Annotated in this window: 15 protein-coding genes; 9 read left to right on the forward strand and 6 right to left on the reverse strand. The window is 69.2% G+C overall.

Going from position 1 to position 14,226, the window contains the following annotated elements; translation table 11 throughout:
- Positions 1 to 43: 43 nt before the first annotated feature.
- The 3 genes from AC07Q9_RS00120 to AC07Q9_RS00130 all read right to left on the reverse strand — a co-directional run bounded on the left by AC07Q9_RS00120 (position 44) and on the right by AC07Q9_RS00130 (position 3,983).
- A complete protein-coding gene (locus tag AC07Q9_RS00120; protein WP_489057349.1) occupies positions 44 to 982 on the reverse strand; it encodes a lytic transglycosylase domain-containing protein in 939 nt (312 codons plus the stop codon).
- Positions 983 to 1,008: 26 nt separating this feature from the next.
- A complete protein-coding gene (locus AC07Q9_RS00125; RefSeq protein ID WP_489057350.1) occupies positions 1,009 to 2,997 on the reverse strand; it encodes a DNA topoisomerase IV subunit B in 1,989 nt (662 codons plus the stop codon).
- A 74-nt stretch (positions 2,998 to 3,071) separates the two neighbouring features.
- Positions 3,072 to 3,983, reverse strand: a complete 912-nt coding sequence (locus AC07Q9_RS00130) for a LysR family transcriptional regulator (protein WP_495306832.1) — start codon at positions 3,981 to 3,983, stop codon at positions 3,072 to 3,074.
- Positions 3,984 to 4,073: 90 nt separating this feature from the next.
- Between AC07Q9_RS00130 and AC07Q9_RS00135 the strand changes: the two genes are divergently transcribed.
- From AC07Q9_RS00135 to AC07Q9_RS00170, 8 genes are all read left to right on the forward strand, one after another.
- On the forward strand, positions 4,074 to 5,267 hold the full coding sequence (locus tag AC07Q9_RS00135; RefSeq protein ID WP_495306833.1) for a serine hydrolase domain-containing protein: 1,194 nt from the start codon (positions 4,074 to 4,076) through the stop codon (positions 5,265 to 5,267).
- Entirely contained in the window at positions 5,260 to 6,456 is a 1,197-nt protein-coding gene (locus tag AC07Q9_RS00140) for an MFS transporter (RefSeq protein ID WP_495306834.1), read from the forward strand. Before AC07Q9_RS00135 ends, AC07Q9_RS00140 begins: the two co-directional genes overlap by 8 nt.
- 131 nt (positions 6,457 to 6,587) lie before the next feature.
- The gene (locus tag AC07Q9_RS00145; protein ID WP_495306835.1) at positions 6,588 to 7,814 is read left to right on the forward strand and encodes an MFS transporter; all 1,227 of its coding nucleotides are present in this window, start codon (positions 6,588 to 6,590) and stop codon (positions 7,812 to 7,814) included.
- 24 nt (positions 7,815 to 7,838) lie between these two features.
- Entirely contained in the window at positions 7,839 to 7,982 is a 144-nt protein-coding gene (locus AC07Q9_RS00150) for a hypothetical protein (RefSeq protein ID WP_192196102.1), read from the forward strand.
- Between the two features lie 43 nt (positions 7,983 to 8,025).
- Positions 8,026 to 8,598: a class I SAM-dependent methyltransferase gene (locus AC07Q9_RS00155; protein WP_447743174.1), complete on the forward strand. Its 573-nt coding sequence runs from the start codon at positions 8,026 to 8,028 to the stop codon at positions 8,596 to 8,598.
- Positions 8,599 to 8,669: 71 nt separating this feature from the next.
- The gene (gene dapA, locus AC07Q9_RS00160; RefSeq protein WP_370869904.1) at positions 8,670 to 9,566 is read left to right on the forward strand and encodes a 4-hydroxy-tetrahydrodipicolinate synthase; all 897 of its coding nucleotides are present in this window, start codon (positions 8,670 to 8,672) and stop codon (positions 9,564 to 9,566) included.
- Positions 9,567 to 9,715: 149 nt separating this feature from the next.
- Positions 9,716 to 10,798 (forward strand): NlpB/DapX family lipoprotein, encoded by a 1,083-nt coding sequence (bamC, locus tag AC07Q9_RS00165; protein WP_492677992.1) that lies wholly within the window; start codon positions 9,716 to 9,718, stop codon positions 10,796 to 10,798.
- A 5-nt stretch (positions 10,799 to 10,803) separates the two neighbouring features.
- Positions 10,804 to 11,583, forward strand: coding sequence for an MBL fold metallo-hydrolase (locus tag AC07Q9_RS00170; protein ID WP_495306836.1), 780 nt, complete (start codon positions 10,804 to 10,806; stop codon positions 11,581 to 11,583).
- Positions 11,584 to 11,653: 70 nt separating this feature from the next.
- Here AC07Q9_RS00170 and AC07Q9_RS00175 read toward each other — a convergent pair whose 3' ends face one another.
- From AC07Q9_RS00175 to AC07Q9_RS00185, 3 genes are all read right to left on the reverse strand, one after another.
- The gene (locus AC07Q9_RS00175) at positions 11,654 to 11,896 is read right to left on the reverse strand and encodes a hypothetical protein (protein WP_369632232.1); all 243 of its coding nucleotides are present in this window, start codon (positions 11,894 to 11,896) and stop codon (positions 11,654 to 11,656) included.
- Positions 11,897 to 11,990: 94 nt separating this feature from the next.
- Positions 11,991 to 12,497 (reverse strand): hypothetical protein, encoded by a 507-nt coding sequence (locus tag AC07Q9_RS00180; protein WP_495306837.1) that lies wholly within the window; start codon positions 12,495 to 12,497, stop codon positions 11,991 to 11,993.
- Positions 12,487 to 13,629 (reverse strand): JmjC domain-containing protein, encoded by a 1,143-nt coding sequence (locus tag AC07Q9_RS00185; RefSeq protein ID WP_495306838.1) that lies wholly within the window; start codon positions 13,627 to 13,629, stop codon positions 12,487 to 12,489. Before AC07Q9_RS00185 ends, AC07Q9_RS00180 begins: the two co-directional genes overlap by 11 nt.
- 14 nt (positions 13,630 to 13,643) lie before the next feature.
- Between AC07Q9_RS00185 and AC07Q9_RS00190 the strand changes: the two genes are divergently transcribed.
- Entirely contained in the window at positions 13,644 to 14,168 is a 525-nt protein-coding gene (locus AC07Q9_RS00190; RefSeq protein WP_369647612.1) for an FKBP-type peptidyl-prolyl cis-trans isomerase, read from the forward strand.
- The last annotated feature ends 58 nt before the right edge of the window (positions 14,169 to 14,226 follow it).

The following is a 14,226-nucleotide window of genomic DNA, read 5'->3' on the forward strand; positions in this document are numbered from 1 at the left end:
GCTCAGCCCGAAGTGAAAGAGGGGTGCATCGCGGTCTTCGGCGTCAGGACAACGGAGACGGCGGCGACGCATCGCCCGGCTCGGCCGCGCTGGTCGGCACGTCGGACAGTTCGGGAACCTCGGGCATCGTCGGCACGTTGCGCGGCGACTCGGACGGCATGTTGCCGCGACCGATCGCACCGCCCTTGGGCACCGACATCTCCATGCGGATGCGCCCCGGCGTCTTGCCGCCGCTGCTGCCACTGCCGCTGCGCAGGTTGCCGCCCACGGTCACGGCCGAGGGTTTCAGGTACGCGTACAGCTGCAGCACGGTCTGCACGTAGTTCTGCGTTTCCTTGTAGTTCGGGATCTTGTTGCCCGCGCGCTGCACCGCGCCCTCGCCCGCGTTGTAGGCGGCCAAAGCGAGCTCGATCTGGCCCGGGAACATCGCGATCAGGTCGCGCAGGTAGCGCGAGCCGGCGGCGATGTTGATGTGCGGGTCGAACAGCTTTTTCTCGATGGTGCCGCGCTTGTCCGTCGCCACGCCGTAGCGCTGCGCCGTGGCGGGCATGAGCTGCATGAGCCCCATCGCGCCCTTGGGCGAGACGGCCTTGGCGTCGAAGCCCGACTCGGTGGCGACCAGCGCCTGCAGCAGTTCGTAGTCGATGGCGTGCTTGCTCGACGCATCGCGCAGCGCCGACTTGGCGGTCTTGTAGCCGGGCGAGGCTTCGAACATGGCCAGCAGGTTCTGCGAGGCCGGCGACACCTTGCCGTCGAGCCGGCGGTTGATGCCGCCGCCGCGGCCCAGCGGCGAAATGCCCTTGGCGGTGTCGAAGCTCTGGCCGCCCTGGAAGAAGATCTTGTAGCGCTCGTCGACCTTCTCGGCTGCAAAGTGGGCCACGCCGTTGCTGTCGATGTAGCCGTAGATGTCGGCCGCGTGCGCGAGCCCCTGCTGCGTGCACAACAGAAAGGCCAACCACAGCGAACGCTTGAAAACCGACATGCGTGTGAGGAAAAAGAAAGAAAAGGTCAGACGTCGATGTCGACGTCGTCGGCGCGCAATTCCATGAGCTCGCGCCGCGCAGCCGCTTCGCCCTTGCCCATCAGCTTGGTGATCTCGCCCTGGGTGGACGAAAAGTCGAACCGACCCAATTGGACCTTCATCAGGCGCCGGGTGTCCGGATTGAGCGTGGTTTCCCACAATTGTTCCGCGTTCATTTCGCCCAGGCCCTTGAAGCGGCTGATGCTCCAGGCGCCTTCGCGCACGCCATCTTTACGCAATTTGTCGAGCGTGGCGGTGAGTTCGCCCTCGTCCAGCGCATAGACCTTGGAGGCCGGCTTCTTGCCGCGCGCGGGCGCATCGACCCGGAACAATGGCGGCTTTGCGACATACACGTGGCCGGCTTCGATGAGCTTGGGGAAGTGCCGGAAGAACAGCGTGAGCAGCAGCACCTGGATGTGCGAGCCGTCCACGTCGGCATCCGACAGGATGCAGATCTTGCCGTAGCGCAGGCCGCTCATGTCGGGCGAATCGGTGGGGCCGTGCGGATCGACGCCCACGGCCACCGAGATGTCGTGGATTTCGGTGTTGGCGAACAGGCGGTCGCGCTCCACCTCCCAGGTGTTGAGCACCTTGCCGCGCAGCGGCAGGATGGCCTGGCTTTCCTTGTCGCGGCCCATCTTGGCGCTGCCGCCGGCGGAGTCGCCCTCGACCAGGAACACTTCGTTGTGGCTGATGTCCTTGCTCTCGCAGTCGGTCAGCTTGCCGGGCAGCACGGCCACGCCGGAGCCCTTGCGCTTCTCGACCTTCTGGCCGGCGCGCTGGCGCGTCTGCGCGGCCTTGATGGCCAGTTCGGCCAGCTTCTTGCCGTAGTCGACGTGCTGGTTGAGCCACAGCTCGAGCGTGGGACGCACGAAGCTGGACACCAGGCGCACGGCATCGCGCGAGTTCAGGCGTTCCTTGATCTGGCCCTGGAACTGCGGGTCGAGCACCTTGGCGCTGAGCACGTACGAGGCGCGCGCGAACACGTCCTCGGGCAGGAGCTTCACGCCCTTGGGCAGCAGCGAGTGCAGCTCGATGAAGCTCTTCACCGCGGTGAAGAGGCCGTCGCGCAGGCCGCTTTCGTGCGTGCCGCCGGCGCTGGTGGGGATCAGGTTGACGTAGCTCTCGCGCACCGGCTGGCCGTCTTCGGTGAAGGCCACGCACCAGTCGGCGCCCTCGCCTTCGGCGAAGTTGTCGGCGTTCTTGTCGGCATGGCCGCTGCCTTCGAACAGCGGAATGACCGGGTCGCCGTTGAGCGTCTGCATGAGGTAGTCGCTCAGGCCGCCCTTGTAGAGCCACTGCTGGCTTTCGCCGGTCTTCTCATTCACCAGCGTGACGCTCACGCCGGGCATCAGCACGGCCTTGCTGCGCAGCAGGTGGGTGAGTTCGCCCATGGGCAGCGCGGCGGTCTCGAAGTACTTGGCGTCGGGCCAGGCACGCACGGTGGTGCCCTGCTTGCGTTCGCCGGCTTCGAGCTTGCGGATTTCGAGCGCCTCGATCACGTCGCCAGCGCTGAAGGCCAGCTTCGCGACCGAGCCTTCACGGTGCGAGCTGACTTCGAGGCGCTTGGACAGCGCATTGGTCACCGACACGCCCACGCCGTGCAGGCCGCCCGAGAAGCTGTAGGCGCCGCCCGAGCCCTTGTCGAACTTGCCGCCGGCGTGCAGCCGGGTGTAGACCAGCTCGATCACGGGGGCCTGTTCTTCAGGGTGCATGCCGAAGGGAATGCCGCGGCCGTCGTCCTCGACGCTGACCGAGCCGTCGGTGTGCAGCGTGACCTTGATCTTCTTGCCGTAGCCCGCCAGCGCTTCATCGGCGGCGTTGTCGAGCACTTCCTGAATGATGTGCAGGGGGTTGTCGGTCCGGGTGTACATGCCCGGGCGCTGCTTCACGGGCTCGAGGCCCTTGAGCACGCGGATGGAGCCTTCCGAATAGCCGGAAGCGGAGTCTGAAGATGTCTTGGGGGAAGTCGCCATGGGGGCGGATTGTAGTCAGTTGGGTTGAAATGACTGGATACCCATACAGGCACCGGCGTCGGTCTTTTCGCACATCAGGCGCTGATTTCTACGGGCGGGCCGAACATCCGCGCGCCCAGGAAGTCGATGAACGCCCGCAGCTTGGGCGACGGATGGCGCCCCGAAGGCCACAGCACGCGGAACGCGATGGTACGGGGCCGGCGCAGGTGGTCGGCCAGCACGGGCTGCAGCGTGCCCTCGGCCAGCGCGGCGCGCACGCTGAAGTCGGGCAGGCAGGCGATGCCGCGCCCGCGCAGGGCGAAGCACAGGCGGGTCTCGATGTTGTTGCAGATCATCGAGACCGGCGGGCGCACCTCGCTGCCGTCGGGCCCGGGCGCGAGCGGCCAGACCTCCACCTTGCCGGTCGCCGGGTAGCGGTAGTGCAGGCAGGCGTGGCGGGCCAGGTCGTCCGGTGAGGCGGGCGTGCCATGGCGCGCCAGGTACGCGGGCGAGGCCACGAGCAGCTGCGAGAACTCGCCCAGCTGGCGCGACGACAGCCGTGAATCCGCCGGCTCGCCGGTGCGCACCACGGCGTCGAAGCCTTCCTCGATGACGTCCACGAGCCGGTCGCTGAAGTCGAGGTCGAGCTCGATCGCCGGGTAGGCGGCCATGAAATCGGCCAGCACCGGCAGCACCAGCGAGCTGACCAGCGGCAGGCTCACGCGCAGCCGCCCGCGCGGCGCTTCGGCGGCGTGCGACAGCTCCTGCTCGGCGGCCTCGATCTCGGCCAGCACGCGGCGGCTGCGCGCCAGGAACAGCGCGCCCTCGGCGGTGAGCGTGATGCTGCGTGTGCTGCGGTGGAACAGGCGCACGCCCAGCCGCTCCTCGAGCCGCGCGACGCGCTTGCCCACGGCCGAGGCCGACACGCCGAGCGCGCGCCCGGCGGCCACGAAGCTGCGGGTTTCGGCGACCTGAACGAAGACGGCAAAACCGCTGAGGCTGTCCATGGGGAATCTCCATTGCGGACTAGAACGTCCGCATTGATCGGAACTGTAGCCGTCTTTATCCGAAGTCGGCTTCTTCCTATCGTTGGTCGCATGACCTTTCTCCCCGACATCTCCCCCACTTTCACCCCTGCGTGGCAGGGCCCGGCCCCGTCGCGCATCGACGCCGCCATCGACCGTGCGCTCGCCGAGCAGCGGCTGGTTGGCGCCGTGGTGCTGGTGCGCCACGACGGGCGCCTCGTCCACCGGCGCGCCGCCGGGCTGGCCGACCGCGAAGCCGGCCGGCCGATGCACGAAGACGCGCTGTTCCGGCTGGCCTCGGTGTCCAAGCCCATCGTCTCGACCGCCGCGATGGTGCTCGTGGACCAGGGCCGGCTCGACCTGGACGACCCGGTGACGCGCTGGCTGCCGGACTTCCGCCCGCGCCTTCCCGATGGCGGCGAAGCCGTCATCACGCTGCGGCAACTGCTGACCCACACGGCCGGCCTGGGCTACCGCTTCTTCGAAAGTTCGGACGACGGCCTGTACGCGCGCGCCGGCGTGTCGGACGGCATGGACCGCGACGACGGCCTCACGCTGGCCGGCAACCTGCAACGCCTGGCCGCCGTGCCGCTGCTGTACCCACCCGGCGCCGGATGGCTCTACTCGCTGGCCATCGACGTGATCGGCGCGGTGGTCGAGGCGGCCAGCGGCCTGCCGCTGCCTGAGGCGGTGCGCACGCTGGTGACCGGTCCGCTGCAGATGCACGACACGGGCTTCGCCGCCGCACCCGATGACCCGCGGCTGGCCACGCCCTACGTGAACGGCCCCGATGCCACGCCGCCGCGGCGCATGGACGGCCCCGTCGTCGCCACGTCGTTCGAGGGCGCCGTCGGCATCCGCTTCGACCCGGCACGCGCCTTCGACGCCAGCGCCTGGCCCTCGGGCGGCGCCGGCATGGTCGGCAGCGCGGGCGACTTTTTGCGCCTGCTCGAGACGCTGCGCACCGGCGGCGCCCCGCTGCTGGGCGCCGCCACCGTCGACACGATGAGCCGCAACCACACGGGTGACCGAGGGCCGGCGGATGCGCCGGGCTGGGGCTTCGGCCTGGGCTTCTCGGTGCTGCACGACCCCCAGCCCACGCAGACGCCCGAATCGCCCGGCACCTGGCGCTGGGGCGGCGCCTACGGCCACGCTTGGTTCGTCGACCGGGCGCGCGGGCTCAGCGTGGTGGCCTTCACGAACACGCTCTACGAAGGCATGTCGGGCCGCTTCGTCACCGAGCTCCGGGACGCCGTCTATGCGTGACACGACCTCTTCGTCACCGCTGCCTCTGTCCGGCCTGCTGGCGCTGGCGGCCGGCGGCTTCATCACCATCCTCACCGAGGCGATGCCGGCCGGCCTGCTGCCGCAGATCGGCGCCGACCTGGGCGTCGCGCCCGCGCTGGTCGGTCAGCTCGTCACCGTGTACGCGCTGGGCTCGCTGGTGGCGGCCATTCCGCTGGTGGCGTTCACGCGCGGCTGGCGGCGACGGCCGCTGCTGATGGGCGCGATCGGCGGCTTCGCGGTGGTTAACACAGTCACGGCGCTGTCGCACGACTACACGCTGACGCTGGTCGCGCGCTTCTTCGCCGGCGTGTTCGCGGGCCTGCTGTGGGCGCTGCTGGCTGGGCACGCGGCGCGCATGGTGGCGCCGTCGCAGCAGGGCCGTGCCATCGCCGTGGCGATGCTGGGCGCACCGCTGGCGCTGTCGCTGGGCATTCCGGCGGGCACGTTGCTGGGCGCGAGCGTCGGCTGGCGGCCGGCCTTTTTGATCATGTCGGCGCTGTCGGTGCTGCTGCTCGGCTGGGTGCGCTGGCAGGTGCCCGACTTCCCGGGCCAGGACGCCGGACGACAGCAAAGCGTGCGCCGCGTGTTTCTGCTGCCGGGCGTGCGGCCGGTGCTGGCCGTGATGTTCGCCTTCGTGCTGGCGCACAACATCCTCTACACCTACATCGCGCCCTTCCTGGCGCACGCCGGGCTCGGCGCGCAGGTCGGGCGGGTGCTGCTGGTGTTCGGCGGAGCGTCGCTGGGCGGCATCTGGCTCACGGGCGTGCTGATCGACCGCTGGCTGCGCACGCTGGTGCTGGCCGGCACCGCCGCCTTCGCGCTGGCGGCGTTGATGCTCGCCGCGGCGGGCGGGTCGGCGGCGGGCGTGTACCTCGCGGTCGCGGTCTGGGGCCTGGCCTTCGGGGGCGCGGCGACGCTGTTCCAGACCGCCTCGGCCCAGGCCGCCGGCGACGCGGCGGACGTGGCGCAGTCGATGGTCGTGACCACCTGGAACCTCGCCATCGCAGGCGGCGGGCTGGCGGGCGGCCTGCTGCTGCAGGGCGGCGGCGCGGGCAGCCTGCCCTGGTCGCTGCTGGCGTTGCTGGTGCCGGGGCTGGTGCTGGCGTGGCGGGCCTGCGAGCACGGCTTCCCGGGCGCGCGTGGCGCGGCGGCGGCACCGGCGCGCTGACCCCACGGGCAGGCCGCGCGCCTGCCTTCTTTCTTTGATGCGGTCCGCGCATTGAAACCGCGCCCACAAATCATCAATGGCCTTGGCCGCCACGCCACCTGCCGCAGCATCCATTTCGCTACATTCGAAGGATGCAAGCCTCCCCCGCTCCCACCCTTTCGATCAAGCAGGTGCTGTTCTGCGGCGCCATGATCGTCACGCTCTCGATGGGCATCCGCCACGGCTTCGGCCTCTGGCTGCAGCCCATCACGCAGGCGCAGGACTGGAGCCGGCAGACCTTCTCGTTCGCGCTGGCGGTGCAGAACCTGTCGTGGGGCATCTTCGGCGTGTTCGCGGGCATGCTGGCCGACCGCTTCGGCGCGTTCCGCGTGCTGATCGGCGGCGCGATCTTCTATGCGCTGGGCCTGTTCGGCATGGCGCATTCGCCGACACCGCTGCTCTTCACGTTGAGCGCGGGCGTGCTGATCGGCGCGGCGCAGGCGGGCTCGACCTACGCGGTGATCTACGGCGTGATCGGCCGGCAGATTCCGGCCGAGCGCCGCTCGTGGGCCATGGGCGTGGCGGCGGCGGCCGGCTCGTTCGGGCAGTTCCTGATGGCACCCATCGAAGGCCGCCTGATCGGCGCCTTCGGCTGGCAGACGGCGCTGGCCGTGCTGGCGGTGGTGGTGCTCGTGATCGTCCCGCTGGCCTTCGGCCTGCGCGAACCCAAGACCGCGGCGCTGGCCGGCCACCGCGACCAGTCGGTGCTGCAGGCCGTGGGCGAGGCCTTCCGCTACCCCAGCTTCGGGCTGCTGATGGCGGGCTACTTCGTCTGCGGCTTCCAGCTGGCGTTCATCGGCATCCACATGCCGACCTACCTGCGCGACCAGAGCCTGTCGGCCGACGTGGCGGGCTACGCGCTGGCGCTGATCGGCCTGTTCAACGTGTTCGGCACCTACACGGTCGGCCTGCTGGGGCAGAAGCTGTCGAAGCCCAAGATTCTTGCGGCCATCTACTTTGCGCGGGCGGTGTCGATCGCCCTCTTCCTGCTGGTGCCGATCTCGCCGCACAGCGTGTACGTCTTCTCGGCGGCGATGGGCTTCCTGTGGCTGTCGACTGTGCCGGCCACCAACGCCATCGTGGCGGGCATCTTCGGCGTGGCCCACCTGTCGATGCTCAGCGGCTTCGTGTTCCTGAGCCACCAGGTGGGTTCGTTCCTGGGCGTGTGGCTCGGTGGTTTCCTGTATGACACGACGGGCAGCTACAACATCGTCTGGTACATCTCGATCGCGCTGGGCGTGTTCGCGGCGCTGATCAACCTGCCGGTGAAGGAAAGCGCCATTGCGCGCGCGGTCCGGCCGGCCGCCGTGGCGGGCTGACCGCCTCTATCAAGGAAGACCGCCATGACGCCCCGCACACGCAACCACTACCTGGCCCAAGCCGCCTGGCTCGCCGCCGTGCTGGCGGCGCTGGGCGGCGTGTTCGCGCTGTACGTGCATCCGGCGTTTCTGGTCACGCTGGTCGACCAGGTGTGGTCCTGTTTCTGAACGACATCGCCCCGAACCGCTCGCAAGCCGGGCCCAGTCAGCTATGAAAGATGTAGCAATTCCCGTGCACGCGAACACGACACCGTCCGAATGGATCGTGCGCTGGTCGCACCTGCTCGCTCCGAACGCCACGGTGCTCGACGTGGCCTGCGGGTCCGGGCGGCACATGCAGTGGTTCGCCGGGCGCGGGCATGCGGCGACCGGCGTCGACCGGTCGCCCGAGGCCGTCGAGGCGGCCGGCGCCTTCGGGCGGGTGGTGGCGGCCGACATCGAGTCGGGCCCCTGGCCCTTCGCGGCCCAGCGCTTCGGCGCGGTGGTCGTCACCAACTATCTCTGGCGCCCGCGCATGGCCGACATCGTGGCCGCCGTGGCGCCGGGCGGCGTGCTGCTGTACGAAACCTTCGCGGCCGGCAACGAGACCGTCGGCAAGCCCTCGCGGCCCGATTTCCTGCTGCAGCCGGGCGAGCTGCTCGGGGCCTGCGCCAGCCTGCAGGTGATCGCCTACGAAGACGGCTTCCTGCCGGAGCCGGCGCGCTTCGTCCAGCGCATTGCCGCCGTGCGGCCCGGCGAAGCGGCCGCGGGCGCCCCGCCGCGCCACTTCCTGAAGGCCAGCTGAGCGCGCCGACACAACTGTCTCCGGCCCGGCCGGAGTCAGTAGAATGGCCGCTTTCGTCCACCGACAAAGAGATTCCCTTGGAGCAACTGACAGGCAGCATCGTCGCGCTCGTCACGCCGATGCACGACGACGGCAGTGTCGACTACCCCGCCCTGCGGCGGCTCATCGACTGGCACATTGACGAAGGCACCGACTGCCTTGGCGTGGTCGGCACCACCGGCGAATCGCCGACGGTCGATGTGGAAGAGCACTGCGAAATCATCCGCGTATCCGTCGAACAAGCCCGGGGCCGCGTGCCCGTGATGGCCGGCTGCGGCGCGAACTCGACCAAGGAAGCCATCGAGCTCGCCAAGTTCGCCAAGGGCGTCGGCGCCGACTCGCAACTCCAGGTCGTTCCCTACTACAACAAGCCCACGCAAGAGGGCCAGTACCAGCACTTCAAGGCCATCGCCGAAGCGGTCGGCGACCTGCCCGTCGTGCTGTACAACGTGCCCGGCCGCACCGTCGCCGATATGGCGCACGACACCGTGCTGCGCCTGGCGCAGGTGCCCGGCATCATCGGCATCAAGGAAGCCACCGGCAACATCGAACGTGCCCAGTGGCTCATCCGCGACCTGCCGAAGAACTTTGCCGTCTACTCCGGCGACGACCCGACCGCGGTCGCCCTCATGCTGTGCGGTGGCCAGGGCAACATCAGCGTCACGGCCAACGTGGCGCCGCGCAAGATGCACGAGCTGTGCGTGGCCGCGCTGGCCGGCGACGTCAAGCGCGCCATGCAGCTGCAGTTCGAACTGATGCCGCTGCACCGCAACCTGTTCGTCGAACCCAACCCGATCCCGCTCAAGTGGGCCATGGCCCGCCTGGGTCTGTGCGGCGGCGCCCTGCGGCTGCCGCTCACGGAACTCGGCGAAGCGAGCCGCCCGGCGGTCGAGGGCGCCTTGCGCGCCACCGGCCTGCTCAAGGACTGACCGAGCTTCCCACCGATCACACCGGTTCCCGCCTGCCCTTCTCCCTGTTCGCAACAAGGTCAAGCAACCTTTTGCCGCAACAGTGCTCAGAGAGGGCGGGGCGCTGGGGCCCATCGATTGACCGAACCATTCCACCAAGGAAGACGACGTTGAAGAACATTTCGCGATTCGCACTGCTGGCCCTCGTTGCCAGCCTCGCCGCCTGCTCCGTCCTCGAGAGCGACAAGATCGACTACAAGAGCGCAGGCAAGGCCCCGACGCTCGAAGTCCCACCCGACCTGTCCCAGCTCTCGCGTGACAACCGCTACGCGGTGCCAGGCGGCGCCGTCACCGCCAACGCCTACCAGGCAGGCGTCGCGAACGCACCGGGCATTCCCACGGCCGTGGCCAACATCGGCGACGTGCGCATGGAGCGCTCGGGCACGCAGCGCTGGATCGTCATCAACCGCACGCCCGACCAGCTCTGGGAGCCCGTCAAAGATTTCTGGCAGGAAAGCGGCTTCCTGCTGACCACCGACCAGCGCAACCTGGGCATCATGGAAACCGACTGGGCCGAGAACCGCGCCAAGCTGCCGCAGGACATCATTCGCGGCACGCTGGGCAAGCTGGTCGACTCGGTCTACTCGACCGGCGAACTCGACCGCTTCCGCACCCGCCTGGAGCGCAACCCCAACGGCAGCACCGAGATCTTCATCAGCCACCGCGGCATGCAGGAGGTCTACAACAACTCCCGCCAGGACCAGACCGTGTGGCAGCCTCGCCCGAGCGATCCTGAACTCGAGACCGAATTCCTGCGCCGCCTGATGGTCAAGCTCGGCGTGACGCAAGAGCAGTCGAAGATTCTCGCCGCGACCACCGCAACGCCCAAGACCGCCACCGTGTCCACCATCGGCAACCAGCCGGTCGTGCAGATCAACGAAGGCTTCGACCGCGCATGGCGCCGTGTCGGCCTGGCCCTGGACCGCACCGGCTTCACCGTCGAAGACCGCGACCGCAGCGCCGGCATCTACTTCGTGCGCTATGTGACGCCGAACCCCGACAAGAAGGACGACGGCTTCTTCGGCAAGCTGTTCAGCAGCTCCAAGAAGGACGAAGCACCGATCAAGTTCCGCATCTCGGTCAAGAGCCAGGGCGAAGCCACCACGGTCTCGGTCCTGAACGACGCCGGCGCGCCCGAAACCTCGGCCAACGCGCAGCGCATCGTCAAGGTCATCGCCGACGACCTGAAGTAACCCGCATGCTCCGCTTCCGAAGCCTCGGCAGCGGCAGCACGGGCAACGCCGCGCTGGTCGAAGCAACGACCAGCGCCGGCCGCACCACCCGCCTCCTCGTCGACTGCGGCTTCGGCATCCGCCAGCTCGACCGGCGCCTGGCCCAGGCGGGCCTGGCCGCCGCAGACCTCGACGCCGTCTTCATCACCCACGAGCATGGCGACCACATCGGTTGCGCCCATGCCCTGTCGCTGCGCGACCGCATTCCGGTCTGGATGAGCGAAGGTACGTGGCTTGCCACCGGCGGTAGCGACTACGAAGGCCGCCTGCACCTGGCGCGCGACGACGCCGAGTTCACGGTCGGCGACCTCTGCCTGCAGCCCTTCACCGTGCCCCACGACGCGCGCGAGCCCCTGCAGCTGCGCTGCACCGACGGCAACCGCACGCTGGGCGTGCTGACCGACCTGGGCCACGCCACCAGCCATGTGCTGGCCCGGCTGCGTGGCGCGCATGCGCTGCTGCTGGAGTTCAACCACGACAGCGACCTGCTCGCCGGCTCGGCCTACCCGTCATTCCTGAAGCAGCGCGTGGGCGGCAACTACGGCCACCTGTCGAACACCGCGGCGGCCGAGATCGCGCGTGCCGTGCTTCACGACGGCCTGCGCCACGTGGTCGCGGCGCACCTGAGCGAGCAGAACAACCGGCCCGAGATCGTGCGGCGCCTCATGGCGGATGCGCTGGGCGGCGACGAAGCCGAGATGCTCACGGCCACCGCCGCCGAGGGCTCGCCCTGGCTCGACGTCTGAGCTTCGCCCTCCCCCAATGAAAAAGCCGCCCTGAGGCGGCTTTTTGCATGGTGCGGACCGTACAGCGGAACTACTGCTTCGGTGCCTCGCCCTTCTTGGCGGCTTCGGTCGCGGCGTTGGCGGCGTCCAGGGCCGACGAAGCGGCTGCCGACGGTGCCGATGCAGGCGCGGCGGCCGGTGGTGCAGCGGGTTCGGTCACGGGAGCGGGCGGCGGGGTCACGACCGCAGGCGCGGCGTCCTCTTTCTTTCCACAGGCCACCAGGGCGGCAGCGGCGATCAGCGAGGCAATCAGGACGGACGACGACTTCTTCATGAGGACTCCTTTGGCAATGAAGGTCTGGAACCAAAAAATTCTAGACCGCCAACCCCGCCCGGATATGTCGCGGGGGTGTATTTGCGGCATTGGCTTACAAGCCGAGCGTGGAGGCGGGAAAGGCCGGCCGGCCCTGGCGCCAGCGCTCGTCGAAGCTTTCGCGCAGGTCGCGCCGTGCACGCGCCTCGCTGCTGCAGACGCCGCGGCTGCGTTCGGGGTCGATGCGGTGCAGGCACCAGGTGGGTGTCCAGAGGGCGCTGGGCACCTCCTCGGCCGCGCCTGTTCGGCCTGCCGCGCGGCATTCGACGATGTGGTCCCAGGTGCGGCGCCACGTCACGAAGCGCGCATGCCCGCGCTCCACCAGGTCGAAGCGCCGCGCCAGCAACAACAGGCGGCGCCCGCTGGCCGACCAGGCCTGCAGCGCTTCGATGCTCGCGCGCTCGCCCAGGGGCCAGTCGGCGAAGTCGGGGTCGCTGAAGACGATCTCGTTCCAGCCCTGGTGCGCGGCGGCGGACAACGCCCCGCGAACGAGGTCGGCGAAGGCCTCGCGGCCGTCGAAGCGGCCTTCGATCAGGACCGGGACGGCGCTTTCACCCGGCATGCAGCCAGCCCGCCTCGCACCAATCGCCCAGCAGCGCCCGCGCGCCCTCGCTGACACGGGCCAGGTCACGCGCGCCGAGCGCACGCTGGTCGGCCAGCCGCCGCATCAGCGTGGCATCGGCCCCGCCGGCGCGGAAGCTCTCGCCGTTGATGTAGACGTGCCGCGCGTCGTAGAGCATGCGCGTGCGGCGATCCAGTGCGACCTCGCGCAGCACCTCGGGCACTTCATTGCCCTCGCCGAACCAGACGTTGGCCTTCGGCTCGGTGAGCGATTCGCCCAGCGCGCGGTCGATCGCGTCGGGGTCGCGCAGTGCGGCCTCGACGGCCTTGCGCGCGAAGTCCTGCAACGCTGCCGGCATCGCGGCCGGGGCCTCGACGGCAGGTTGCGACGGATCGCGGTAACGCGCGAGCTCGGCCGGACCCGCGTCTTCCAGGTCTTCGGCATAGGCCTGCGCCACACGCGCCAGCAGGTCGGCGCCCAGCTCGCCCACGGCGGACGAACGCAGCCCGATGGAGTACGTCATGCAGTCGTCGCCCACCGCCACGCCGTCGTGGGCGTACTTGGGCGGCAGGTACAGCATGTCGCCGGGTTCGAGCACGAAGGTCTGCTCGGGCTCGAAATTCTCGAGCACCTTGAGCGGCACATCGGGCTGCAGCCGCAGGTCGGACTGCTTGCCGATGGACCAGCGGCGCCGACCCTGCGCCTGCAGCAAAAACACGTCGTAGCTGTCGAAATGCGGACCGACTCCGCCCGTGTCGCTCGCGTAGCTGATCATCAGGTCGTCCAGGCGCGCATCGGGCAGGAAGCGGAACTGCCGCAGCAGGTCGTGCACGCCGTCGTGATGCAGGTCGACGCCCTGCACCAGCATCGTCCAGCCCGGCTGCTTCAGCGGCGGCAGCGCGCGCCGGGGCAACGGGCCGTGCTTGAGCGACCAGCCGGCCTTCCCATGCCGGATCAGGCGGGACTCGACCCCCTCGCGCTCCGCCAGCGCAAAGAGCGCGGGGCGGTCGATCGGCGGCACCATCGAGGGAACGGCCTGCCGGATCAGCAGGGGTTTCTTTTGCCAGTACCGGCGCATGAACTGCGCGGGACTCAGGCCGCCAAGCAAGGGCAGCGGTTGATTGATCTCCATGGGAGAATTCTGCAATGGAAATCTCTGAACAATGCGTGGTCGGCCTGACCTGGACCATGAAAGACACGCTCGGCGATGTGCTGGACGTGCTCGACGAGCCGGTGGAATTCATGGTGGGCGGCGACGACCTCTTCGACGTGATCGAGGCCGCCCTGCAGGGCCATGAGCCCGGTGCGCGCGTCCAACTGCAGATCGAACCCGAGCAGGGCTTCGGCGACTTCAACGACCAGCTGCTCTTCCTGGAGCCGCGCACGCTGTTCCCCGAAGGCACCGAAGAAGGCATGACCTTCGACGGCTCCGCCCTGCCCAAGGGCGTCAGCGACGGCATCCCCAAGGACGCGATCTACACCGTGGCCGAGATCTACCCGGACCACCTCGTGCTCGATGGCAACCACCCGCTGGCAGGCATCGCGATCCGCCTGGACATCACGGTGCGTTCGGTGCGCGAAGCCACCGAAGAAGAAGTCGGCCGCGGTACGGCAGGCACCGCCTTCTTCAAGGTCCCGCCGATGGCGCCGGGCGGCCAGATGCTGCACTGAGACCCAGCCATCCCACCAAAGCAAAAGCCGGGCACTGCCCGGCTTCTTTCTTGGTGCG

It is taken from the genome of Variovorax sp. GW821-FHT09A10 (genome assembly GCF_059418385.1).